The organism is Acinetobacter sp. S40, assembly GCF_016624705.1.
GTDB lineage: Bacteria > Pseudomonadota > Gammaproteobacteria > Pseudomonadales > Moraxellaceae > Acinetobacter.
This window is the reverse complement of sequence record NZ_JACVTU010000002.1, coordinates 203,240-229,011: the sequence shown is the minus strand read 5'-3', so window position 1 is coordinate 229,011 and position 25,772 is coordinate 203,240. Positions and strand designations below refer to the sequence as shown.

The 25,772-nt window shown below is 39.4% G+C and carries 24 protein-coding genes; 15 read left to right on the top strand and 9 right to left on the bottom strand.

Annotated elements, in window-relative coordinates:
• Nucleotides 1–97 precede the first annotated feature (97 nt).
• Both IAE19_RS03745 and IAE19_RS03740 read right to left on the bottom strand, forming a co-directional pair.
• The gene (locus IAE19_RS03745) at nt 98–2,023 is read right to left on the bottom strand and encodes a sensor histidine kinase (RefSeq protein ID WP_200459591.1); all 1,926 of its coding nucleotides are present in this window, start codon (nt 2,021–2,023) and stop codon (nt 98–100) included.
• Entirely contained in the window at nt 1,969–2,676 is a 708-nt protein-coding gene (locus IAE19_RS03740) for a response regulator (RefSeq protein WP_200459590.1), read from the bottom strand. Before IAE19_RS03740 ends, IAE19_RS03745 begins: the two co-directional genes overlap by 55 nt.
• 171 nt (nt 2,677–2,847) lie before the next feature.
• On the opposite strand from IAE19_RS03740, the gene IAE19_RS03735 reads away from it, so the two are divergent.
• Together IAE19_RS03735 and IAE19_RS03730 are read left to right on the top strand one after the other, a co-directional pair.
• Nucleotides 2,848–7,698: an ESPR-type extended signal peptide-containing protein gene (locus IAE19_RS03735; RefSeq protein WP_200459589.1), complete on the top strand. Its 4,851-nt coding sequence runs from the start codon at nt 2,848–2,850 to the stop codon at nt 7,696–7,698.
• A 501-nt stretch (nt 7,699–8,199) separates the two neighbouring features.
• On the top strand, nt 8,200–8,811 hold the full coding sequence (locus tag IAE19_RS03730; protein ID WP_200459588.1) for a glutathione binding-like protein: 612 nt from the start codon (nt 8,200–8,202) through the stop codon (nt 8,809–8,811).
• A 42-nt stretch (nt 8,812–8,853) separates the two neighbouring features.
• Here the strand turns inward: IAE19_RS03730 and IAE19_RS03725 are convergent, their stop codons facing one another.
• The 6 genes from IAE19_RS03725 to IAE19_RS03700 form a co-directional block, all read right to left on the bottom strand.
• Nucleotides 8,854–9,543, bottom strand: a complete 690-nt coding sequence (locus tag IAE19_RS03725; RefSeq protein ID WP_200459587.1) for a hypothetical protein — start codon at nt 9,541–9,543, stop codon at nt 8,854–8,856.
• A 69-nt stretch (nt 9,544–9,612) separates the two neighbouring features.
• Nucleotides 9,613–10,398 carry a thiazole synthase gene (locus IAE19_RS03720; protein ID WP_200459586.1) on the bottom strand — a complete coding sequence of 262 codons (786 nt, stop codon included), beginning with the start codon at nt 10,396–10,398 and terminating at the stop codon, nt 9,613–9,615.
• 13 nt (nt 10,399–10,411) lie between these two features.
• Complete coding sequence (gene thiS, locus IAE19_RS03715) at nt 10,412–10,609, bottom strand: sulfur carrier protein ThiS (protein WP_200459585.1); 198 nt, start codon at nt 10,607–10,609, stop codon at nt 10,412–10,414.
• An 11-nt stretch (nt 10,610–10,620) separates the two neighbouring features.
• Entirely contained in the window at nt 10,621–10,986 is a 366-nt protein-coding gene (locus tag IAE19_RS03710) for a DUF423 domain-containing protein (RefSeq protein ID WP_200459584.1), read from the bottom strand.
• Nucleotides 10,987–11,099: 113 nt separating this feature from the next.
• Complete coding sequence (gene rpoH / locus IAE19_RS03705) at nt 11,100–11,966, bottom strand: RNA polymerase sigma factor RpoH (RefSeq protein ID WP_004988265.1); 867 nt, start codon at nt 11,964–11,966, stop codon at nt 11,100–11,102.
• A 133-nt stretch (nt 11,967–12,099) separates the two neighbouring features.
• A complete protein-coding gene (locus IAE19_RS03700; RefSeq protein WP_200459583.1) occupies nt 12,100–12,339 on the bottom strand; it encodes a sulfurtransferase TusA family protein in 240 nt (79 codons plus the stop codon).
• 389 nt (nt 12,340–12,728) lie between these two features.
• On the opposite strand from IAE19_RS03700, the gene IAE19_RS03695 reads away from it, so the two are divergent.
• Together IAE19_RS03695 and rhlB are read left to right on the top strand one after the other, a co-directional pair.
• Nucleotides 12,729–12,941: a cold-shock protein gene (locus tag IAE19_RS03695; protein ID WP_004653893.1), complete on the top strand. Its 213-nt coding sequence runs from the start codon at nt 12,729–12,731 to the stop codon at nt 12,939–12,941.
• Between the two features lie 104 nt (nt 12,942–13,045).
• Nucleotides 13,046–14,197 (top strand): ATP-dependent RNA helicase RhlB, encoded by a 1,152-nt coding sequence (rhlB, locus tag IAE19_RS03690; protein ID WP_200459582.1) that lies wholly within the window; start codon nt 13,046–13,048, stop codon nt 14,195–14,197.
• A 72-nt stretch (nt 14,198–14,269) separates the two neighbouring features.
• Here the strand turns inward: rhlB and IAE19_RS03685 are convergent, their stop codons facing one another.
• Complete coding sequence (locus IAE19_RS03685; RefSeq protein ID WP_200459581.1) at nt 14,270–14,647, bottom strand: hypothetical protein; 378 nt, start codon at nt 14,645–14,647, stop codon at nt 14,270–14,272.
• A gap of 208 nt (nt 14,648–14,855) precedes the next feature.
• Here IAE19_RS03685 and IAE19_RS03680 point away from each other — a divergent pair, with 208 nt between their 5' ends.
• The 11 genes from IAE19_RS03680 (at nt 14,856) to IAE19_RS03630 (ending at nt 25,709) form a co-directional block, all read left to right on the top strand.
• The gene (locus IAE19_RS03680; protein WP_200459580.1) at nt 14,856–15,431 is read left to right on the top strand and encodes a nitroreductase; all 576 of its coding nucleotides are present in this window, start codon (nt 14,856–14,858) and stop codon (nt 15,429–15,431) included.
• Between the two features lie 38 nt (nt 15,432–15,469).
• On the top strand, nt 15,470–16,543 hold the full coding sequence (locus IAE19_RS03675; protein ID WP_200459579.1) for an NAD(P)H-dependent glycerol-3-phosphate dehydrogenase: 1,074 nt from the start codon (nt 15,470–15,472) through the stop codon (nt 16,541–16,543).
• Nucleotides 16,544–16,611: 68 nt separating this feature from the next.
• Nucleotides 16,612–17,067 (top strand): phosphoglycerate mutase family protein, encoded by a 456-nt coding sequence (locus IAE19_RS03670; RefSeq protein WP_200459578.1) that lies wholly within the window; start codon nt 16,612–16,614, stop codon nt 17,065–17,067.
• Between the two features lie 23 nt (nt 17,068–17,090).
• Nucleotides 17,091–18,230, top strand: coding sequence for a type II secretion system protein GspL (gspL, locus tag IAE19_RS03665; protein ID WP_200459577.1), 1,140 nt, complete (start codon nt 17,091–17,093; stop codon nt 18,228–18,230).
• Nucleotides 18,230–18,709: a type II secretion system protein GspM gene (gene gspM / locus IAE19_RS03660; protein ID WP_200459576.1), complete on the top strand. Its 480-nt coding sequence runs from the start codon at nt 18,230–18,232 to the stop codon at nt 18,707–18,709. Before gspL ends, gspM begins: the two co-directional genes overlap by 1 nt.
• A 91-nt stretch (nt 18,710–18,800) precedes the next feature.
• The gene (locus IAE19_RS03655) at nt 18,801–19,805 is read left to right on the top strand and encodes a quinone-dependent dihydroorotate dehydrogenase (protein WP_200459849.1); all 1,005 of its coding nucleotides are present in this window, start codon (nt 18,801–18,803) and stop codon (nt 19,803–19,805) included.
• A 3-nt stretch (nt 19,806–19,808) separates the two neighbouring features.
• Nucleotides 19,809–20,396 (top strand): CvpA family protein, encoded by a 588-nt coding sequence (locus IAE19_RS03650; protein WP_200459575.1) that lies wholly within the window; start codon nt 19,809–19,811, stop codon nt 20,394–20,396.
• A gap of 24 nt (nt 20,397–20,420) precedes the next feature.
• Complete coding sequence (purF, locus tag IAE19_RS03645) at nt 20,421–21,959, top strand: amidophosphoribosyltransferase (protein WP_200459574.1); 1,539 nt, start codon at nt 20,421–20,423, stop codon at nt 21,957–21,959.
• Nucleotides 21,960–22,041: 82 nt separating this feature from the next.
• Entirely contained in the window at nt 22,042–23,931 is a 1,890-nt protein-coding gene (locus tag IAE19_RS03640) for a M48 family metalloprotease (RefSeq protein WP_200459573.1), read from the top strand.
• An 89-nt stretch (nt 23,932–24,020) separates the two neighbouring features.
• Nucleotides 24,021–24,677, top strand: a complete 657-nt coding sequence (locus IAE19_RS03635; protein WP_200459572.1) for a hypothetical protein — start codon at nt 24,021–24,023, stop codon at nt 24,675–24,677.
• 72 nt (nt 24,678–24,749) lie between these two features.
• Nucleotides 24,750–25,709 carry a 2-hydroxyacid dehydrogenase gene (locus IAE19_RS03630; protein WP_200459571.1) on the top strand — a complete coding sequence of 320 codons (960 nt, stop codon included), beginning with the start codon at nt 24,750–24,752 and terminating at the stop codon, nt 25,707–25,709.
• Nucleotides 25,710–25,772: the final 63 nt, after the last annotated feature.

Below are 25,772 nucleotides of genomic sequence, written 5' to 3'. Positions count from 1 at the left end.
ATTTTGGTATGACTCAAAAATCTGAATGCCGTATTTTAAAGGCTTCATAAATGAAGTCAAACCTAATCTGGCAATTGTGCCTTGCATATTAAAACTTTTACAGTTTAACTCGAATGAGGGTCTGACCAGTCTTTGAGTAAATTTCAAAACTTCCACCGATACGATTGACCCTAACTTGCATGCTCTGTAAGCCCACATGTAGGCCCTCCTGAACCATATTCGGATCAAACCCGATACCATTATCCTGAATTTCAAGCACTAATTGCTGATAATCTTGGGATAAGCTGACCTGAACCAGAGTGGCATGACTATGTTTAATAATATTGGTTAGTGCTTCTTCTGCTACACGAGCGAGTGTAAGGCATTGCAAGGTATTGGGTTCTTTTAACCAATAATCTGGTAAATGCCATTCGGATTCAATTTCAAGTTCTTCAAAAAGTTGTACAAAACGACGTCGAATTGAAGACGCCCAAATAATCGGAGATTCTGGTACTTTTGCACCTATTGTCGATCCACTGTCGATGACCTGACGTAAGTCATTGCGTAACAATTTTAAAATCGATAAAAAATGCTGTTTATCCATATCATTGCTTTTATCCACTAAAATCATGGAACGAACCAGAGAACCACCTAAGCCATCATGCAACTCATGAGATAGATTGAGTCGTTCCTGTAGGCGCATATTTTCGATTTCAAGTTGATGTTTTTTATCTAGAGAGTTTTTTAAATCAGCCCTCACATGTTCAACTGTTTGAGCTAATGTATGATTGAATTCTTCAATATAATTAACATTTTGTGCGATACGCCAAGCCAAGATCATGGAGATAGCTAGAGCGGTTAAAGGCGCTGCAAATGGAGTAATGTAAGTTTGTTCAGTATTTTGAGTCAAAATTAGATAGACATCATGCAAACCGATCCCAACAAAGCCAAGTAGAATGAGCGCAAGAAAACGGATATCAGCTTTAGGTGTTTTATAGGCAATCCATTGATAAAAAAGACAACAACCTAGAAATACGAGGGTCACAAATAAAAATAAAAACAGTAAGGTAAAACCTAAATATATGGAGGGAACAAAAAATAAACTAATCCCACCGATAAGACTGATAAACCATAATAAATTTTCGATCTTTTTATATTTTTTCCCAGCAAAACGCCATGCATAAATAGTGAAAGAAATCACATATCCGACCAAAAAAAGCATATTAATTTTGGCAAGTTGTAAAGTGTGAAAAAATGGATAAGTCTCCGTCGTTAAAATATTGCTGATAAAAAGCCCCCACAATAACGACGCCAAAGCAAACCAGCCAAAAGTTGAGTCTTTTCTGCGTATGAGCCAGACGAGAAAGGTAATAGTTCCCAATGTCAGGGAGATCACAAGATTAATAAAATACAGCGTTCGATGTTCAAATACATATTTTGAATTTTGTTCAATAATCGCATGTGGCGCTCCTATATAAACTTTACCTAAACCAGGACTTTGAGTCGCGATTCCTATCACTCGGATCAAAATTTCGTTTTGACCTTGTTTCAGTTCAGAATCAGGTAAAACCCAATAGCGCGGCATATTCCAGCTACGGCTTAAAGGTTCGATTAGATTTTTATCTCGCCAAATCAATTGCTTATTAAGATAAACTTCGCCCGCCATGTTGATGCTGTCAATATTTAATGCAAAAGGTTCAATTTGAGATGTAGGGCAATTTTTTGACCATAAAATACGATACCAGACTGTACCCGAATAGTTTTTCCAGCGATTTTCCCAAAAATCTGGCAATTTTACCGTTTGCCAGCTTTTTATATTATTGATATGACTGATCTGGAGGTCTGGTGAGGTTTGAGCAGATTGGATACTGATTATACTGACATGACAAGCATGATGTTTAGGAAGCAGTACCAATTCATGCAATGCAAAGGCGTAAGCTTGAGAAATACTACCGAATAGGATAAATAAAAAAGCAATACATAAACGTTTTAATCGAGCAAACCAAGTGATCGTGCAGTATCGACTGCTTTGATGCGTGTACATACTGCAAGTTTCCGATAAATATGCTTGATATGAGATTCAACTGTATAACGTGATAAGTTGATCTGATTGGCAATTTCCTTATTACTCAAACCTTGCGCAACCAGCAATAATATTTCATGTTCACGTTTTGAAAGTAAAGCGTCATCTATCTCATTTTCAATATTTTTTTTAGAGCTTGCTTCATTACTCACGGGAAGTTGTTTTAAAATTTGACGGGCAATAAAAGGGTCGATGGGGGCACCACCACGTAAAATACTGCGTATAGAAAGTGCGACTTCAATATCATCGCGTTCTTTTAATACATAGCCAGTAGCACCTGCCATCAGCGCATTCAAAATAGCGTCTTCAGTACTCCATGCAGAAATGACCAGAATAGCAATGGTGGGATCATAGTTCTTAAGCTGCTTGATAAACTCAATGCCATTTCCATCGGGTAACCCTAAATCAACCAATGCCAAGGAGGCAGAATGTTGTTCAAGTTGTTTACTTGCTTGAGCTAACGTTTGGGCAAAGATAAGATTTTCAGGTAAATAACCGATACCTAATAATATTTCTTTCAGCCTTTTTTGTATGAGTGGCTCATCTTCCACCACGATGACAGGTACAGGTAAAACCAACTCTGGATCCAGCATTACATTACTCAAAAGATTCATGTCCGCTCCTAATCTGCCTGTGTCTTTATCATTGTTATATCCCTGAGATTGGGTATTTTCCGATGAATAACAAAAATATCACTAATTTCAGGTATATCGTAAAACTTGTGATCATGATCAAATAATAAGTGCATAAATTTAAATCATAAAATAATCGGCGGGGATGAGCATATGAACAAGATTTTTAAACTGATCTGGAATAAATCACTGGGGCAGATGGTGGTGGTTTCGGAAAATGCTAAAAGTGCAGGGAAAACGGATAATACCACTGGGGTCGTGGTTAGTTCGGAGGTTTTAACTACAGATTCGGGATATCGGATACTTGGTTTGCAAACGCTGGTTTTGAGTATTGCAACGATTATGGGGGCTCATGCTTGGGCTGAGGTCTGTGATGTAAACGGTAGTGGTGGAACTGGAGGAAGTACAGCAACAGGCACGAACACTTTTACTTGTGGTGGTACGAATAAAGCAACAGCTAACGCCAGTAGTGCAGTGGGTAGTTATAATATATCGTCTGGAATTGGCAGTGCAGCAATTGGTAACGGTTTGGCTGGGAATATATTTGAAGCATATTATGGGAGCGATAAAAGGTTATCTTTTGGTGATTTTACAGTAATCACAAATTTGGCAGATAATGAATATGTATTTACCAATAGTAGTAAATATATGCCTGAAATTATAATGGCTATCAATGGTCAAACAAATTTAAGTGATGCTGCAAAACAGGCATTTGTGGACTATACTAATAATTTATTCATTAATCCAAAATATAATCAAGCAAGTGGTATTGCTAGTAGTGCTTTAGGTGTAATCAATAATGCTTCTGGGCTAGCAAGTAGTGCAGTTGGGTTTAATAATATTGCATCAGGAGATGCGAGTGCTGCATATGGGGCTAGCAACCAAGCAACTGCACAATACAGTAGTGCTTTTGGTAGTTACAGTTTGGCAACTGCTGATAAAGCCACCGCCATTGGATATAATTCTTTAGCCAATGAAGCCAATACTGTTTCCGTAGGTAAAGCGGGCGCTGAAAAACGTATTACCAATGTAGCCACTGCAACAAACGGGACAGATGCAGTCAATTTAACTCAAGTGCAGTCATTACTCTCTACTGCCGCTATAGGGGCTTCCGATAATTATGCCCAAAAAGATATCAATGCCAATGCTTTAGGCTCCGCATCTGGTACAGCCTATAATTCACAAAGTAATGGGACACAACTGACAAGTGTTGCAGGTGTGACCGTTACCGCAACCACGACAAATATTGATGATATCACATCATTTACATTACCTAATGGTATTGTCGTTACAGATGCGACCCAAGTAGCTGCCTTTAAAAATGCTGCAAAAAAAGGCGGTAATATCGCTTTAGGAGTTGCAAGTAATGCGGTGGGTAGTCAAAACCTTGCAATGGGTAATTATAGTAATTCTGTAGGTTCAAATAATACTGCAACAGGTGATAGTAGTAGTGCTTTAGGTCGCTCCAATATTGCAAGTGGTGATTATAGTGCTGCGGTAGGTCATCATAATACAGCTTCTAATACAGATAGTAGTGCTATAGGTTCTGAAAACTTAGCAAGTAATGTAAATGCTAGTGCCATAGGTCGATCCAATACTGCATCTGGTGTTTCAAGTAATGCTGTTGGTAACTCAAACATAGCATCAGGCGAGTCTGCTAGCGCCGTAGGCGATTCTAATAGAGCGTTCGGTAAACAAAGTAGTGCATTGGGTTCTGATAATACTACAAATGGTGAAGCGAGCAGTGCCATCGGTGATTACAATAGGGCATTGGCTAATTTGAGTAGTGCAGTTGGTTCTAACAATACAGCTTCAGCTGAGGCAAGTAGTGCAGTTGGTAGAAGTAATACGGCCTCAGGTACTTATAGTAGTGCAGTAGGTTATAGCAATACCGCATCTGGTGACTCAAGTAATGCGATTGGTTTTGCAAATAATGCAATTAATTCTTATAGCAACGCGATAGGCGCAAGTAATACGGCAAGTGGTATTTTCTCGAATGCCATTGGTACACAAAACAATGTTACTGGTACATATAGTACTGGCGTTGGTTTTAATAATAATATTACTGAAGAGCAAAGCGTTGCTTTAGGCATTAGCAATACTGTTTCTGGAAAATGGAGTAATGCGGTTGGTACTTATAATAAAGCAACTGGCACCGGGAGCTTTGCCGCAGGTTCGCAGAACTTGGCAAAGGGTAGTGGCGCTACAGTTGTAGGGGCTGCCAGTGGACAAAACTATAATACAGAAAATGATGGGACAAAACTCACTGCTATTAATGGCATTAAAGTTGAGGCAACAGATTTAACGACTGCATCCATTACCAAAATTGGTGATACATCAGTAAATGCACAACAAGCAGCAGATTTTGAAACTACGCTTCGCAATGGCGGCTCTGTGGCATTTGGAGATCGTAGTTCTGCGGTTGGTTCACATAATATTGCATTAGGTGGTCAAAGTGTGGCAATGGGCTATGACAATCAGGCGCTAGGCGTAAATAGCACAAGTGTAGGGAATTCAAATAAGGCAATAGGTGGTGTTTCCACTGCGGTTGGTTCAAATAATATTGCATCTGGTATTTATAGCAGTGTTTTTGGTAGTAGTAGCCAAGCTACAGCTTATGGTTCAACTGCGATTGGTTATGACTCTTTAGCCGATGAAGCAAATACCATTTCTGTAGGTAAAGCGGGCGCTGAAAAACGTATTACGAATGTTGCTGTTGCAACAAAAGACACAGATGCAGTTAACTATAGTCAGTTAAAAGATACCAATGCGATTGTGGCAACAAAAGCTTCGCAAACAGATTTAACAACTGGGCTTGCATTAAAGGCAGATAAAACTGCATTTGACAGTTTAAATGCTCAGGTTACTGACACTACAACTGGATTGGCAACCAAAGCTTCGCAAACAAGTGTCACTAATTTGGATACACGAGTAACTACTGAAGTTGGTACTTTAAACACTCGTATTGATGGAGAAGTGACGACTTTAAATACCCGCATTGGTAATGAAGTGACAACGTTGGATGGCAAGATTACGACGAATACCACTGCGATTGGACAAAATACCACAGCAATTAGCAATCTGGATGGGCGCGTTACAACTGAAGTAGGAACATTAAATAACACTATTTCAGGCATTGATGGACGTGTTACCACCAATACCAATGACATTGTCACACTTCAAACGGGTTTGAATAGTATTTCAAATAATGCCGTAATTTATGATAACGCTGCAAAAGATAATATTACTCTGAGTGGCGCAACAGGCACAAAGCTGACCAACTTGAAAGATGCCACACTGTCAGCAAATTCAACCGATGCTGTGACTGGTAAACAGCTAAATACGACTAACACCAATGTCACCACGCTGGATACGCGAGTAACCACTGAAGTCGGTACTTTAAATACACGTATTGATGGAGAGGTTACGACTTTAAATACCCGAATCGGTAATGAAGTGACAACGTTGGATGGCAAAATTACGACGAATACTACTGCGATTAATAATCTAGATGGCCGTGTAACGACGAACGAGGCTGATATTGCATCCCTCCAGCAAGGACAAGGAACATTGAATCAATTGGCGGTTCAATATGACAGTCCAACAAAAGATAGTATTAGCTTAAAAGGCGTGAATGGAACTAAATTGACCAATTTGCAGGAAGGGGATATTAGCTCTGCTAGCTCTAAAGATGCAATAACTGGCGGTCAGCTTTATACTACTAATCAAAGTATTAGCACTCTTTCAAATCAGTTTAGCAATAGTGCAAACCAACTTGCTTCTGTATTAGGTGGGGGCGCTAGTTTTAATAATGGCGTATTTGCTTTGCCAACATTTACGATACAAGGTGCAAGTTATTCTAATATTGGAGCAACTTTTGGTGCTGTAAATAATGAATTATCTGCATTAAAAGGTTCAGTCAGTAATCTGAAAAATTATGTTGATCAACAGGATGCTCAAACATTAGCTGATGCAAATACTTATACAGACACCCAAAGTTCTGGCACATTGGCAAATGCAAAAAGCTATATTGATCAGCAAGATGCAAAAAATCTAAATGATGCAAAAACCTACACAGATCAGCAAACCGCTCAATCATTGACTGATTCAAAAAGTTATACGGATCAGCAAGCAACAACGACATTAAACAATGCAAAAAATTATACGGATCAGCAAACAGCTTCAACCTTAAATACTGCTAAGTCCTATACGGATCAAAAAGTTGCTGATGCAGGTAAATATATCAGTATTGATGGAAATGGTGCTGGTTCAAGTGCAGGTTCCAATGCAACAGGAAAAAACTCAACAGCGATTGGTCCAAACACGGTGGTCACGGGTAATAATTCAACTGCGGTGGGTGTTAGTAATACTGTTTCGGGTAATAAATCAGGGGCATTTGGAGATCCGAATACTGTAAGTGGTAATGGTAGCTATGTAGTGGGCAATGACAATACAGTAAAAGGTGACAATACCTTTGTTCTTGGAAATAATGTCACTACTGAGGCAAAAAATGCTGTGGTATTAGGCAATGATTCAAGCAATGATCGTGATAATACTGTATCTGTAGGATCAGCGACCAATCAAAGACAACTCACCAATGTGGCTGCAGGTACGGCTGATACAGATGCGGTAAATGTCGCACAAATGAATAAATCAAGTTCTGAGACGCTTTCGAGTGCAAATACTTATACAGATACTCGTTTCGCAGGACTAGAAAATGCATTTAAAGACTATAGTTTGCAAACAGAACGCCGTTTCCAGGAAGTCGATAAACGTTTTGACCGTCAAGGCGCAATGAGTGCAGCCATGATGAATATGGCAACCAGTACTTCTGGATTACGTGGTCAAAACCGTGTGGGTGTAGGTGCGGGTGTGCAAGGTCAGGAGCAAGCAGTTGCTGTGGGCTATCAGAGAATGATCAATGAAAATACCAGTTTGAGTATTAGTGGTGCTTTAAGTAAAGAAGAAAGCTCGGGCGGTGTTGGTGTTGGCTTTAGTTGGTAATATTAATTTTGCTTAAAAACCAAAGAAAACCAGTCTAATGAGACTGGTTTTTTTATGACGGCTAAATTAGATAAAAAAGGAATTGAAATACATAGAGAAAAATCACCAATTTCAGGGATGCGCAGCATTCAAAAAGCATCTTAAAATGGATCTGCGTTTTAACTTCAGTAAAGTCTTAAAAGCTCAACTATAGAGGGAGAAATGACACTTTATAAAAACTCTGACATTCTAATAACAACTTATTTTGAGCCAGTCTATTGATGAATAAGACTGGTTTTCTTTTTATGTTGATTTCATTTTATCTGGTTCATTTTTTTGTCATACACATTGGTAAATATAAAAGACAACGTTTTTCACTTGAAAAAATTAGTATTTTACTCAATAGTCTAATGGTAAGTATTTTCAGGTAGTTACGTTTTTTTAAAATTTAAAACGAGTAGAGCTTGAAAGTTTGAGTAAAGCGTTCTAAAACAGTGAAGAGAGCTATAACAAGGATTATCTATGAAGTTGTATTATTCCCCTGGTGCATGTTCATTGGCTGCACATATTCTTTTGAATGAAATTAATGTTGATTTTGATCTGGAACGGGTTGACTTAAAAACACATAAAACTGAAAAAGGTGCAGATTATTATGAGATTAATCCTAAAGGTTACGTGCCTGCACTTGAAATAACACCAGGCTTGGTTCTCACCGAGAATGTAGCTGTACTTCCTTTTATTGCACAACATGATCCAGCTCAAAACTTGATTCCCCCATCAGGTTTAGGACGTGCCAAAGTGTTGGAATGGCTTGGGTATTTGAATTCAGAGCTCCATGATGCCTATGCGGTATTCTTTGGGGGCGCATTAGATGCTGAAGCAAAAGAAAAAGCCTATGCTGAAATTGATCGATTACTGGCTTATATCGATAAAGCAATAGGTGAATCAGACCATGAATATCTGGTCGATGATGGGTTTGGTCCAGCCGATGCCTATTTGTTTGTTCTCACCAATTGGTCAAATAGTATTGAACATGATTTGAGCCCTTACCAAAATATTGTGGCATTACGCAACAAAGTTGCAGAACGTCAATCAGTGAATATTGCTATGCGAGATGAAGGCCTAATTTCTTAAAGATGGCATTTGTATGAAAAACGCTTCATATTGAAGCGTTTTTTATTGAAATTCTGGTGGTTCTTTAAAATTAACGTGTTCTAAATTCAAGTCATAATGCTGCTTTAACTTTTTCCATTCAACCCTAGCAGGCTTTGCTGTTTCTTCAAACTCATTTCCGTCGGTAGTTTTTTTCAATTTTCCAGTTAAAAAATTAATGCTCACGCCACTTTCTTCACCTGAAGCGCGATGAAAGCTATTTTGATCAAAGCCAATTAATTTAAACTTTCCATTTTGATAGCGAAAGCTAAAATTATTGTTGGTGACATACCATGAACCGCAGCTTAACCAATAATGTAAATTTATTTTCAATATCCCTTTTGAAATCATAATGCCACCATCTTCTAATGGGTCGGCTAGGCAAGGGGAGTCTGCATCATTTTCACTTGGAAGTTGCAGGCTTTTACTGATCAATTGATAACCTTGCGCGGTTCTAAATAAAACCAACAAAGCTCTAGGGTTGGTATTGAGCTCAGGACTACCCAGTCTATCATTGGAAATAATCTTCTCTGGATTATTTTCCTCAATCACTAAAGCGAGGTCTTCCATCCCGTCTTGGTTTAAATCGCCTTTGCCAGTTTCAATAATTTTCCAGTTTTTAGGGATAAATGACTGATACTTTGCCTGATCAGAGTTTGCAAATGTAGTTGCTGTAACAGCAAGACAACCCAGTGCAATAATAGTTTTTAGCATATTAATTTTACTCTTATTCTTTATTTTTAATAAAAAAGGATCCCAAAGAATCCTTTTTTTAACCATTGCTTATTTAAAGAAATATCCTGTTTCTGGAGAACTGGCATTGGCCATACGTTTACGAGGCATACGTCCCGCGAGGTAGGCTTCTCGACCAGCTTCTATTGCTTTTTTCATGGCAGATGCCATCAGTATAGGGTTTTGTGCCGCAGCAATTGCAGTATTCATGAGAACCCCATCACAGCCCAGTTCCATCGCAATTGCCGCATCACTTGCGGTGCCTACACCGGCATCTACCAATACAGGCACTTTGGCATTTTCTTTAATAATAGAAATGGTGTGAGGGTTTAAAATACCTAGACCTGAACCAATGAGACTTCCTAGAGGCATAATCGCTGCACAGCCCATACTCTCCAGTTCTTGAGCAATAATAGGATCATCTGAGGTGTAAACCATGATTTCAAAACCATCATCAATCAGGGTGCGAGCAGCTTTAAGCGTGGCTGTAACGTTGGGATAAAGTGTTTTTTCATCCCCTAAAACTTCAAGTTTGACTAGATTATGTCCATCCAGAAGTTCACGTGCCAACATGCAGGTGCGTACTGCACTGTCTGCATCAAAACACCCTGCTGTATTTGGCAGAATGGTATATCTTTCGGGTGGTATGACTGAAAGTAAATTCGGTTGATCGGGGTGTTGCCCAATATTTACACGACGAATCGCCACAGTTACAATCTCTGCACCGCTGGCTTGAATCGCCAAATCTGTTTCATCAAGATCTTTATATTTACCTGTGCCGACTAAAAGGCGGGATTGAAATGTACGTGAACCGATAGTTAAAGGTGAATCTTGCATGGCTTACTCCATTTTAGCCGCCGCCGACAGCGTGAATAATTTCTATACGATCATGTTCTGAAAGGGGAGATTGTTCGAGTTTACTCTTTGGAACTATCTGCTCATTTTGTTCGACGGCAAACCGTTTACCTTCAAGTGCTAATTCCTGAACAAGTTGCAATAAGTTTTGACAAGCAGTTTGCTTAAGCTCGCCATTTAAATAAATTTGCATTTAGTTTTCCATTATTTCGCGTACTTTATGGCCTTCCATGCAAGGACTAGCCACCCTAAAATCATAAATACCCCTCCAAGTGGAGTAATTGCACCTAATCCACGCGGTAAACCTAATGCCATGATATATAAAGAACCACAGAATAATAAAATACCGATCTGGATTAAGATAAAAGATGCTTTAATCGAAAATGGAGAGTTGATTCTGGCTAAAATACCTAACGCAAGTAAACCCAACGCGTGGTAAAAGAAATACTGTGTTGCTGTGCTCCACCAGCCAAGTTGTTCTGGTGTTGCAAAGGCTTTTAGGCCGTGAGCGCCAAATGCGCCCAATATGACAGCCAAAGCAAGATTAACAGCTGCAATTGCGATCCACATAAGCCAAAAACACTTAAAAAAAGACACAAGCACCTTAGCATAAATCCACCGAGCTAAAAATACTTAAGCTTAATAAAAAAGAGGCAAATGCCTCTTTTAAATACCAGAAAAAATTAGCTTGCTGACATTGCAACCTTAATCTTTTCCATCGCATTCTTTTCAAGCTGGCGAATACGTTCAGCTGAGACATTGTATTCTGCTGCAAGCTCATGCAGTGTGGATTTATCATCATCTAGCCAGCGGCGCTGTAAGATGTTACGTGAACGATCATCCAATTGATTCATTGCTTCATACAACGCAGAACTACTTTGTTCTTCGTAGTCTTCATTTTCCACCAATCGTGCAGGATCGTAACGGTTATCTTCGAGATATAAAGCAGGCGCGACATGCGTTGAATCATCGTCGTCATCACCTTGTGCCTCAAAAGCGGCATCATAGGCTGTCAATCGGCCTTCCATTTCTAGCACTTGCTCAGGCGTGACGTTTAGGTCAACTGCAATTGCCTTAGCTTCCTCAAGTGTTAGTTTTTTACTCGACTTTTTTAGGCTGCGTAAATTAAAAAATAATTTACGTTGCGCTTTGGTTGTTGCAATTTTCACGATACGCCAGTTACGAATGACATATTCATGTATTTCAGCTTTAATCCAGTGAACTGCGAAAGAAACTAAACGCACACCCATATTCGGGTCAAAACGCTTTACTGCTTTCATCAAGCCAAGGTTGCCTTCTTGAATAAGGTCACCTTGTGGTAAACCATAGCCTGCATAGCTGCGTGCAATATGCACAACAAAACGTAAATGCGACATGACTAGCATTTTTGCCGCATCTAAATCCTGATCATAATAGTAACGCTCAGCCAGTTCTTTCTCTTGCTCAGCGGTCAAAATTGGAATTTGATTAACGGTGCTGATGTAAGCACCGAGATTTACACCGGGCGCAGATAAGGACAGGGGCATCAATTGATTGCTGCTGTCACTCATGAGTTCTCCTTATAGGATGGTGGTATAACCAATGATTTCATCTTAATGCGAAGCAAGTTCATAATTAAGGAAAATTGGGTAGAGAAATGTAAAATTTTATACACTAGTTGCTCTAAAGAACAAAGCTGTATGTTTAAGAGTGAATCAAATAGTGAAATTCATGGTCAGATATTCGGGTCAACTGACACTTTAATTGATGGAGTTGACAATAACGAATGACATCAATTTCACTATGTGGATCAGAGGATTTTAATAAAAAAACCTGATGCTGATCTGCTTTTTTTAAACCACGTTTTAACATCAAAAGGGGCATAGGGCACGGTTGGCCTATAGCGTTAATTTCAGTGGGAATTCCGAGATTTGAATCACTCATCCGTAAAAATATTTAAAGATCGTTATGAGCTCCGATTTTATCAAATATTTTCATAAATGTGCAAAAAGTCGCACGCTTTAAAAGCATATATTTTATTGATAGTAAAAAAATATTATGGAGTTTAAAAATCAATCAAAATTTTATATAGAATTATCTAAAAAATTTCTATTAATTGTCACAAACCCGTGTTAAGCTCGAAGCGTTTTAGGAATCACTAGTATAAACAAATCATTGTTTTATTAAGCCTATAACAAATGGATGTAACCGGAAATTGTTGATAGTTTTACAGAATGATTACAAGCTTTGAAATAATAACGAATTTTAAACTTGTTTGCTCTGCTGTTTGCAACACCGGAAGGTCCTTTATTTTCACTTCTGAGGATTGACTTATGACAGCTCGCGAACAAGGCGTTGTTAAATGGTTTAACGACACTAAGGGTTTTGGCTTTATTCAACGTAATGGCGGCGACGACGTATTTGTACATTTTCGTGCAATTATGGGTGACGGACATCGTTCGTTACGTGACGGTCAGCGTGTTGAATTTAGCGTTGTGCAAGGACAAAAAGGTTTTCAGGCTGAGAATGTACAGCCTTTAGACTAATCAACATTTTATTATGTTGAATAACGCCTCAATTTTATAATTGGGGCGTTTTTGTTTTATACTACTATTCTCATCAGAGTGATTAACAGTTAGAGCACGAATTTATGGTATCTGGTTTTGAAACCTTGAATCTACATCCGCAACTTAAAAAAGCGATTGATGCATTAGGGTTTAAGCAAATGACCCCAATTCAACAAAAGGTTTTAAAATATACACTTGCAGGGCACGATGCGATTGGGCGTGCGCAAACGGGAACAGGGAAAACCGCAGCATTCCTGGTGAGTATCATTAATGATTTGCTAAATAATCCGATTCAGGAGCAGCGTTATCGTGGAGAACCACGTGCATTGATTCTGGCACCGACTCGTGAATTGGCTTTGCAAATCGAAAGCGATGCTAGAGAGCTGACCAGATTTACTGATTTAAAACTGCTGACACTAGTGGGTGGTGTGGACTTTGATAAGCAAAAGAAACCGCTCAATGCTCACTTTCTAGATATTCTGGTCGCAACTCCAGGACGTTTGATCGACTTTATTGAGCAAAAAGAAGTCTGGCTCGATCAAATTGAGTTTCTGGTGATCGATGAGGCAGATCGGTTGTTGGATATGGGCTTTATTCCTTCGGTTAAACGGATTGTGCGTTACTCTCCGCGTAAGGAACAACGTCAGACTCTAATGTTTTCTGCTACTTTTAGTTATGATGTTTTAAATCTGGCACGTCAGTGGTTGTTTGAACCTGTCACAGTTGAAATTGAACCTGAACAAAAAACCAATAATGACGTAGAGCAACGTGTTTATGTAGTAGAGAAAAAAGATAAATATCGTCTATTGCAGGATATTCTACGTGATGAACCAATTGATAAAGTCATGATCTTTGCCAATCGTCGAGATCAAGTGCGTCGTTTATATGATCATTTGAAAAGAGATGGTTATCGTGTGGGAATGTTGTCAGGTGAAATTGCACAGGACAAACGCTTAAAAATGCTTGAGCAATTTAAGCAGGGTAAAAACAATATTATGATTGCAACAGATGTTGCTGGTCGTGGTATTCATGTGGATGGTGTATCGCACGTGGTGAATTTTACTTTGCCAGAACAGTCAGATGATTATGTACATCGTATTGGACGTACTGGTCGTGCAGGTTCTCAAGGTGTAAGTATTAGTTTTCTTTCAGAAGATGATGCATTTTATTTACCAGAAATTGAAAAAGCGATTGGCAAAAAACTACCACTGACACGTTTGGATGGGTATTGTTAGACTGTCATCTGAATAATTTTTTATAAAAAGCGCTCTTAAATACAGAGCGCTTTTTATTTAGTCGGTATGTGATTAACTGGCTTTACAATAAAAAGTAAGCGTTGTCTGATAATCATCATCTTTTGCTAAAGACGCATTTTTACCCGTAATCGAACCAATAACGCCTGCTGCTGCCTCTACTATTTTTCCAGTTTCTTCATCTACTACACCTTTAAGTACACCGTTATAAGTTGTTTTTTCGTCAACTATAACGGCCGAGCTGCGTTTACAGGTCTTATTTGCTGCATCAACGGCATTATTTTTCGCTATGAGATTAGTTTTGCCTACCCCCGTCACTTCAAATTGATTATTTTCTTTTTGAATCGCGGTTGTGGCAGTAGGGTTAGAGGCACACGCTGTTAATAAAATGACGGATGCAGTCAATACGCTGGCGGTGATTTGTTTTTTCATAAACCAGTCCTTCAGAAAATTTAAAAATTATTTTTTTAGTTGACCATAAAAATTTTTATTTGTTTTGAGTATGTTGTATAGATTTTGATAATTTTTGCAGTAAAGCTGTCAAATTTGAGAAAACTAGTGAAATGCCCTAGATTGACATGGCAGAATGAAAAAGGAATGTGCTAATCTACTTTTGTTTTTTTCTATTAGATTAATGTTCATGACGGATTTAGACGTAAGTAAGGTTCATCAAAATATTCATCAGCGTCAATCAATTGGGCATCTCATTGAGCCTGCACCATCTTCTGAACAATTAAATAAAGCATTTGAAGCAGCACTGACTGCGCCGGATCACCATCGTTTAAAACCGACCCGATTTATTGTGATTCAACCTGAACAGCGAGCGGCCTTTGGCGAGAGTTTATCTCAAGCCTTAGCAGATCTTGGTGAAACTGATCCAGTTCAGCTTGATCGTGTTAAGCAACACCCTTTTCGTGCACCATTGATAGTAATAGCGGTTACTCAATTTCAGGATCATCCTAAGGTTCCATTATTTGAACAAACTTTGAGTTCTGGGGCGGCTATTCAAAACTTTTTATTGTCTTTGCAGGTACAAGGGTTTTCAACGATGTGGCGTTCAGGTGCTGTTGTTGAGTCAAAATGGATGAAGCAGCATTTAGGATTGGCTGATCGTGATTTGATCTCAGGTATTATTTATATTGGCACTGCCGCCAAATCAATTGCGCCACGTGCAGACATAGTGGTCAGTGATTTTGTAAAAAAATGGCAGTCTTAAAAAAATATTGATATTGATGTAGCAGGAATGAAGAACGCATGACGGAATTAAATTTTTCGGATCTCGTTGAACCCATCGAAGTTGATAAGAAAACAGCACTTCGTATCACGGTGCTTGGGGGGGGCAGTTTTGGTACGGCGATGGCAAACCTAGCAGTGCGTAATGGCTGCGATACGATGATTTGGATTCGTGATCAAGATGCTGCAGATGATATTAATGAGAGCCATATCAATAAACGCTATTTGCCAGATTTTACGTTGGAAGCTGCTTTGCGTGCAGTCTGCGATATTGAAGAGGCTGTTTGTAATCGGGACATCATTTTAGTTGCGATCCCTAGTCATTCGTTCCGTAATGTGCTTAAGCAAATTGCACCTTTTATTACGTCGCAGGCCGTCGTCTCACTGACCAAAGGAATTGAAGCTGATACCTTTAGTTTTATGAGTGATATTATTCGAGAAGAATTACCAGAAGTGCCATATGGTGTTCTTTCTGGGCCTAATCTTGCAAAGGAAATCATGGCAGGCATGCCATCGGGAACGGTAATTGCCAGTCATTCTGAACTGGTACGCTACGCTGTTCAACATGCCTTACATAGTGCGTTATTTCGTGTTTTTGGTAGTGATGATGTGCATGGGGTTGAACTTGGTGGCGCACTAAAAAATATTTACGCAGTCGCCATGGGGATGGCAGTTGCTTATAATATCGGTGAAAATACGAAAAGTATGATTATTACCCGAGCCTTAGCTGAAATGAGTCGATTTGCAGTTAAATTAGGTGCTAATCCTTTAACATTTTTGGGTTTATCTGGAGTGGGGGATTTATTTGCGACTTGTAATAGTCCGCTGAGTCGTAATTATCAGATTGGTTATGCTTTGGGTTCGGGTAAGACGCTGGACCAAGCGACAAAAGAACTTGGACAAACAGCTGAAGGCATTAATACGATTGTACAGGTTCGCAAACGCGCACAAGAGCTGGATGTATATATGCCGATTACGAATGCATTGTACGAAGTAATTTTTGAAGGCGCGCCACCCCTAAATATTGCGCTTGCCCTGATGAAAAATGGACACCGTAGTGATGTAGAGTTTGTATTACCTCATCATGAAGTTTAAAAACATCATTTAATGAAAACTGTCATAAAGACTTGTTATCATAAAGAAAGATTGGAAAAGGAATGGTTATGCAACTAACTTTAGTTCGCCACGGTGAAGCAGCGTCTCCAGTGGATGGTAACGATACCAAGCGGCCATTGACGGCATTGGGCCATGCTCAGGCTGAGCAGACGGCACAGCACCTGAAAGATAGGGTTCAGCCAGAGGTTTTTGTCGTGAGCCCTTTGCTACGCGCACAGGAAACACTTGGTCATATTCAGGCATATTTTCCTAAAGTTCCTGTTTTACTTTGTGATAAGATCAAACCAGAAGATGATGCGAAAGATGCGATAGACTGGCTTTCCCAGCTTCCATTTGAATCTGTTGTTGTGGTGTGTCATATGAATGTTGTGGGACATATTGCTGAACAATTAACCCATGAACATTTTAATCCTTTTGCTTTGGCTGAAGCACGCATTTATAGCCAGAGCGTGATTGCCAATGGATTGTCAACACAAGAACATAGTTTTATACCTACGCTATAACGAAAACACGGTACATATAATTTATGCTGTATTTATGGATGCCTGAAGCCAATGGGGCTTGGTTTTGGTCAACAGGTGAAAATTGGTTACAGGCTTCCAGCCTTGAACAGCTTATTCATGATTTGCAACCGCATCAGGGAGAAGAAACAGTGGTTTTCTTTTCCAGTCGCCATATCCAGATTTTGCAACAACACATGAGTAAAACACATGTGAAGCAACTGGGGGCAGATGGTGTTAAGTATCTCATGGAAGAATATGTGACTCTACCGATCGACCACATGCGCATTGTTCACCATTTTGAGTCACCAGATCAAATAACAATAGTAGGGGTTGCGCAAAGTCTGGTTGAGACATGGCAACATGCACTCAATTTATTGCCCATTAAACTGGTCGCGTTACTCCCTGATTTTCTGATATTACCTGTCCCTGAACAAGGTCAAGTTAATATTGCCCATTTACATGGTCAGACTCTAGTACGTGAAAATCTTTATAAAGGTATGACAATAGATGATTTGGCTATTTATCTTGAGTTCCAGACTACGGAAACCTTTTATCATTACAGTAATTTGACTCCACAACAACTTGATAGTCTGGCTACAGCTTCTACACTAGAAACTCGACAACCGTTTGATTATCAGTTTCAGAAAATCCAAAAACCGAAGCAGCATCCATTCAATATTTTACCAAAAGCCAAAAATGAAACTAAAGTTTCGGGTTATTGGAAAGCATGTATTGCGGTTTTGATCGCGGTTTTGATTGTTCAGTTTAGTTATGATGCTTTACGTTGGTACAAACTAAAAAAACTTGCAAATCAGACAGCAACACAAGCCGTAGACCAATATAAATATTGGTTTGGTGCCAATAGCCGAGTGACTGAGCAAAATGTAAAAAGTATGTTTGAAAGTCAACTGAGAATGAGTCAAAGTGGTGATACCACAGCTTTAAGTCTGTTAAGCAGGGTTGGGCCAATTCTTATGCAACGCCAAATTGTAGCTCAACAACTAAGTTATAATGCTCCATCTTTAAGCATGTCATTAAAAGCCAAATCGGCCAATGATTTGCAAAGTTTAACACAGCAACTCAATCAACAAGGTTTCAAAGCAGAACTAGGTAATGTTCAGGCAGATGGTGCAGGGGCAATTGGGACGGTAAAAGTACAATAATGAATGCTATAACTCGAATTCAACAGGGTTTTGATCAAAAAATCGAACGTATTATTGACGCATTGCAACGAATGTCTGCGCGTGAGCGTTATATGGTGATTTTTGCCAGTATTTTTGTTGTGATTGCACTGCTTGGTTTTTCACTTTGGAAAATGCATAGTCTGGCGGATCAACAACAAAAACGAGTAAATGATCTAAAGGATTTAATGGTCTGGATGCAAAGTAATGCGGTGACCATGAAACCCGCCTCAGAGAGCCAGTTGAGTTTGGCTGAAAAGATTCAACGAGTTTCACAACAGCAAGGACTCACGGTTTCATCTCAGCAAATGGGTGAACAGTTGCAAATTGTGGCAGAACATCAAAATTATGCCGTTTTGGCAAATTTTATAACTCAGCTTGCGCAAATGGGCTTATCGATTGAAAAAATGGATATGGTTTCGAGTAACAATCAGATTAAATTAACGGCTACGGTACAATAAGTCCTCAAAATAAAAGGGTTGCAAGCATGGTGTTTTATCTTACCTATGCCTATAATACGCCTACCTGAAAAAGCAGTAGACTTTGATTGATATGTTATATTCGCTTGCTCGCCCTATGTTGTTCTCCTTGTCACCCGAGCGTGCACATGAACTTACCTTATCTCTTTTAAAGTCCGCTCATAAAATCGGATTATTACGTCAACATATAGCACCTAAGCCTGTCACTTGCATGGGTATTGAATTCCCAAATGCTGTAGGACTTGCAGCTGGTTTAGATAAAAATGGCGCTTATATTGATGCGTTGGCAGGTTTGGGCTTTGGTTTTATTGAAATAGGAACGATAACCCCGCGCCCGCAGTCTGGAAATCCACAACCACGATTGTTCCGTATTCCTGAAGCGAAAGCCATCATTAACCGTATGGGGTTTAATAACGATGGTGTCGATCAGTTGATAGAAAATGTCAAGGCGTCAAAGTTTAAAGGCATTCTGGGAATCAATATTGGTAAAAATGCGGACACTCCTGTTGAAAATGCAGTAGATGATTATCTGATTTGCCTTGAAAAAGTTTATAATTACGCATCCTATATCACGGTCAACATTTCTTCACCTAACACAAAAAATTTGCGTAGTTTACAAAGTGGCGATGCCCTGACGGAATTGCTAGAAACACTCAAGCAACGGCAACTGGAACTAGCTGAACAGTATCATCATTATGTGCCACTTGTTCTCAAAGTAGCACCTGATTTAACTGAAGAAGATATTGAGTTTATTTCAAATCAGTTATTGCAGTTTAAAATTGACGGTCTAATTGTTACCAATACTACCTTGTCACGTGTAGGGGTAGAAAATTTACCTTGTGGTGATGAGTCAGGCGGTTTATCGGGTGCGCCTGTATTTGAAAAAAGTACCGAATGTCTGCGCCAGTTTGCAAAATCTTTAAATGGGCAAATTCCTTTGATTGGTGTGGGTGGAATTACGCAAGGCGAGCATGCGATTGCAAAAAAAGATGCGGGTGCTAACCTTGTACAAATTTATAGTGGCCTCATATATACAGGTCCGTCCCTAATTAAAGATTGCGTGAGTGCTTTCAATTAAGTGATGAATACACTGGATATCATTATTCTGATACTCCTGCTCATTGGAGGGCTAAACGGTTTGCGACAAGGATTCGTAAAAGCCTTTGCGAACTTAATTGGTTGGATATTGGCTCTGATTATCGGTGCAAAATATGCCAACTTTTTGGCGCCAAGCATGGTGGTGTTAAGTCATGATCCTGTTGTGCAGAAGATTGCGGCATTTGCATTTATCGTCCTGATTATTATTGTCCTAACGTGGATTGTAACGGGGTTACTCAATTTAATACTCAAAAGTATGAGCCTTGGCCCTTTAAATCGTTTGGCTGGTGGTGCTTTTGGTACATTAAAAGGGTTGCTGATTGTATTGGTAACCATGCAAGGTCTCGGTCCGTGGGTTGAAAGTTCACCACACTGGAAACAGTCCAAATTTGTTCAGGTTTTATTGCCTTATGCGCCATTAGCAACAGAGTTATCAAAAGATGCTGCCAATGAAGCATTGCAACATGTGACATCTGAAGGGAGTATTTTTCATCGCCCTTCACATGAGGTGGCTGAGTCTGATCCTGAAAAAGATCAATCTAGTCACTCAACCCAAAATCCTTTTTATTAATCCTAGCTCGTCTGCGAGGTTGCTATGTGTGGAGTAGTTGGTATAGCCGGTAAAGCACCCGTTAACCAAATGTTGTTTGATGCATTAACGATGTTGCAGCATCGTGGACAGGATGCAGCTGGGATAGTGACTTGCCATAATGGTCGTCTTTTCCTGCGCAAAGACAATGGTATGGTGCGAGATGTGTTTCATACTCGTCATATGCGTGCATTGATTGGTAACTACGGTATCGGTCATGTGCGTTATCCAACTGCAGGTTCGGCAAGTAGTGCAGAAGCACAGCCATTTTATGTGAACTCTCCATACGGAATTACATTGGCTCATAATGGTAATTTGACCAATGCTTCTGATATTCATGATGATTTGTTTAAAACAGATTTGCGTCATATGAATACTGATTCTGATTCTGAAGTTCTTTTGAATGTTTTCGCACATGAATTACAAAAAAGTGGAACTTTGAATCCAACAGCTGAAGATGTTTTTCATGCAGTAAAGCGTGTTCATGAGCGTTGTAAAGGCGCTTATGGTGTGGTTGCCATGATTACTGGACATGGCTTGGTTGGTTTTCGTGATCCTAATGGTATTCGTCCATTAATTTATGGCTCACGTGAAACTGAACACGGCCTTGAATATATTATTGCCTCTGAATCGGTTGCAATTACTGCGCTTGGCTTTAAGATCGAGCGTGACATTCAGCCGGGTGAGGCTATTTTTATCAATGACCAAGGTGAGCTCTTCACTCAGCAATGCGCTGCCGAACCTCGGCATCGACCTTGTATTTTTGAATATGTGTATTTTGCACGTCCTGATGCAATTATTGATGGGATTTCGGTGTATAAAGCCCGCTTAAAAATGGGTGAAAAACTGGCGCATAAAATTTTGCGTGAATGGGGTGAAGAACACGATATCGATGTGGTTATTCCAATCCCAGATACCAGCCGTACTTCTGCACTGGAACTGGCGAATATTCTTGGCGTCAAATTCCGTGAAGGTTTTATGAAAAACCGTTATATCGGTCGCACCTTCATTATGCCAGGTCAACAGCAGCGTAAAAAATCAGTACGGCAAAAACTCAACCCAGTTGAACTTGAGTTTAAGGGCAAGAATGTACTGCTTGTGGATGATTCGATTGTTCGTGGCACAACTTGTAATGAAATCATTCAGATGGCGCGTGATTCGGGTGCTAAAAAAGTTTATTTTGCTTCGGCTGCACCTATGGTGAAATACCCAAATGTCTATGGTATTGATATGCCAGCAAAAACTGAATTGATCGCTTCACAGCGTAGTGTTGAAGAAATTCAGGATATTATTGGTGCGGATCGTTTGATCTTTCAGGATCTGGAAGATTTAAAAAATGCAGTGCGCACTAGTAAAGTTCCAGATTTAACTGAATTTGATAGCTCGGTTTTTGATGGTATTTATGTGACTGGTGGTATTGATCAAGTCTATCTTGAAAACCTCGAGCGTAAGCGTAACGATACGGCTAAAGGTACAGATGGTTATATTGATGTCAATATTGATGCTGCATCTGTTGATTTAACTGGAATCAAAGAAGAGTTATAAGATAAATTCTGTAGGAAAAAGCGGGTTTTTCCCGCTTTTTTCATTTATGATGGGGCAACAATGTAATCAGGACATATTTACATTGAAAGAAGTCAGTCATTATCTCGTTGAAAATAAAAATATGATGTGGTCGGCAAGCATGTGTGTAGTCGCAATGTTGCTGACAATGTTCATCTTAAATACCACACTTGGACTTTTGGTTCATTATTTTGATTATAGCCAGTCTATTTTGTGGCATAGCTTGAGTCCGTATCTGATAGTTTTATTGTTCTTTATTGCAATGAGTTCTGCGATTTACGAATTTTATATTTTTCGTGAAGGTGGCCATTCTTTAGCTAAACAACTGCAAGGTCGTCGTTTAGATTTGCTTGAAAGCACGCCTGAAGAAAGTGTTGCACTTAAAATTTCACAACAATTGGCGGAACGTTTTAGAATTGAAGTCCCTGTATTATATGTCTTGCCTGATGAAGTCGGGGTTAATGCTTTAACGGCGGGTTTTGATCAGCAGAATGTGGTGATTATATTGACGTGGGGGGCATTACAAAATCTGGATGAGGTCGAATTGTATGGTTTGCTCGGTCATGAGTTTAATCAGATTTTATCTGGTGAAGCAGTAGAAAATACAAAACTCAAAATTTTATACAGTGGTTTAATTACCTTTAGTCAATTAGGAAGTAGAATCGCCAAACGTGGTTTTAAACCTTATCAAAAAAATAAACAGCGTAAGTTTGAAACATTTTTTATTGCATTAGGTGGCATTATTTGGTTATTGGGAAGTATGGGAGTATTAATAACCCGTTTAATCAAGTATTTAACTTTAAGTGGGCGCACCTTTCGTAATGATTACAAAACCATGCAGCTCATTCAGAACAATGCCAATACTCAGACGTTGCTGCGCATTTATGTGCATCATGCGGGTTCGCAAATTCATAGTGTATTTTCTGAATCGATTGCTCATATGTGCTTTGCTAATTCATTGAGTCCACAAAGCTGGTTAAATATTCATCCCAGTATTGAAGATCGTATATATGAACTTAATCCAACGATTTTGCAGGAATTACAGCTCGAAAACTTAAAAAAGTTACGAAATCGGCCATTATTTAGCTTATTTCGCTCACTCGAAGAAATGGATGGAAATGTTCATACGCCGTGGGTCTCACCGCAACCATTACCCTTGTTGCGTCTATCTCCTATAAGTTTTGCTTTAAATGATGCAATAAAACCGCTTAAAGCTGAAATACGTCAAAATATTAAGCGACCAGAATTAATTCAGCGGGCTTTACAGACAGCAACAGGATCGCGTGAAGTGATGGTCGCGATTTTAATGATTCGACAATATCGAGAATTTCTTCCACAAAATGCACAGGTGAGTCGGGCCATTGTGGATGCATTACTGTATCTGGATGGGCGTGTTCATGTGCAGATTTTTCATGAAGCCTGTCGCAATATTGGTTCGCTTCCAGCCAGTATTGCACGGCAGTTTTTAACTCGCTTGGCTTTAATTATCCAGGAAGATGGTGAGGTGGGTTTGCTTGATGCCTTGCTTTTAGAGCGGGTAAAATTCGAATTAAATCTGATGCCTGTGCATATGCCAACGTCGATTGAAGAAGTAAAACCACAAATTGTCCGTTTAATCGATGCGTTATTGCACGTACAACAAATCAATAGCCCAAATCAACTTGAAGTACGTGATCGGATACTGAGCCACATTCTGACTTTGGAGGAAATGGTATTGTATGAAGAAATTTCAGACGAACCGATTGATCTGGCGGAAATTCTGAATGATTGTGCCGGGCTATTATTACGCGATCGACTAAGTATATTGGGTATTGCAGAAATGTGTTTATGGAGTGATCGTATCATCACTCAGGACGAGCTTGATGTTTTGGAATTATTATATTGGCGATTTGGATTTGAAACAGCCGATATTGTCGATCAAATGCAAAAGAAAAATACCCTAATGATTATTTAAACTGCATTTAGTGTCTGTTTCGATCAAATCACTGAAAAAGCTTGTAAAGCAGAGTAGAATGACTTGGATATAATTTTGATAGTGTGAATATGACAGGGCAACAGCGGAGTATTTTGGCAACTATGGGCGTGGATGTCTGGATTCCACGAGCAGTGTCCTGCCATAAAAAACAGGCTGTGAGTCTTTGGCGTGATCAAATTCCATCTAAAAGTCAGGAGTCTAGCCAAGTTGTAAGCCAACAATTGGCTACAGTTGGATCTGAACCGCAACTGGCAAAAACTATTGAGAGTATACCTGCGCAAATCGTGCCCACTGTTGAAATTGCATTACAAGATATTGAGTCGCCAACTGCTATTTCTTTGCCACTAGAACAGCCTAAAGTTGTCCTTATGCAGCAGGCTTTTACATTGGAAGCCTATTGCCTCGATCAAGTCATTTTAGTGATTGAAAGTTCGCAATTGTCTAAAGAACAAAGACAACTTTGGGCAAATATTCAAGCAAGTTTGCCTGGCTTTTACAATGAATTGAAATGGCCATTACCACTTGAAAATTTTCGGGACGGGCGCGGTGTACATGCCTATGTTCAAGGTTTTCTGGATGCGCTTGCGATTGATAAGCGTGTTTTGGTTTTGGGTCAGCTTGACTTTATATCCCATGTTCAAAGCATGCAAATTTCCAGTTTACAAGAAATGATTGATCAACCTTTGCTCAAACGCCGCTTATGGCAACTTATGTTATCCCCATAAACTTTTATTTATTGGTATTTTAGTTGGTATCAGTCTCTTTGATATATGTACCTCAGTGAATAAGGATATGTAATGAAAAAGAAAGTCGTCGTTTTTAGCCAAATTGACTCAACGGTATTGGTTCAACTTCAACAAGATTATAATGTCGTAGTTTTAAACCCAAAGCAGGGTGATATTAATGAACAAATTCGCAATGAAGTGGTCGATGCTGACGCCATGATTGGTGCTGGGCGTTTACTCAATGAAAGTAATCTTGCTCCTGCGCAAAAATTAAAAATTATCTCCACCGTTAGTGTGGGATATGATAATTATGATGTGGATTATCTTACAAAAAAGCAAATTTGGTTGGCTCATACTCCGCATGTTCTTACGGAAACAACTGCCGATCTCGCTTTTACTTTATTGGTCAGTGCTGCGCGGAGAGTGCCTGAACTTGATCAATGGACCAAGCAAGGTGAATGGAAGCGCACTGTAGGCCCTGCTCAATTTGGACAGGATATTTTTGGTAAAACATTGGGCATCGTTGGTCTTGGAAATATTGGTGCAGCAGTCGCACGTCGTGGCTTTTATGGCTTTAATATGAATATTCTTTATCATAATCGCCGTGAAAAATTAGAATTAGCACAGCCTTTAAATGCACGTTATTGTGGTTTGGATGAACTATTAAGCCAGTCTGATTTTGTGGTGGTTGCAGTTGATTTAAATACCGAATCAAAAGCGTTGATGGGGCAGGCTCAATTTGAAAAAATGCAGTCGAACGCTGTTTTTGTCAATATTGCACGTGGTTCAGTAGTGGATGAACAAGCACTGATTCAAGCATTGAAACAACAAAAAATCTTTGCAGCGGGTCTCGATGTTTATCAAAAAGAACCTTTGCAGTCTTCTGAGTTATTTGATTTACCTAACGTGGTTACTTTACCGCATGTGGGTTCTGCAACCGCAGAAACACGGTCAAAAATGGCTAAACTTGCATATAAAAATTTGGTTGATGCACTTGAAGGCAGAACCCCACAATATTTGGTAAATGGCTAAAATTGTTATAACACTTTATTGCAAATCCTTTCTGTTTCCAATGTTATATTGGGGATCACTGAT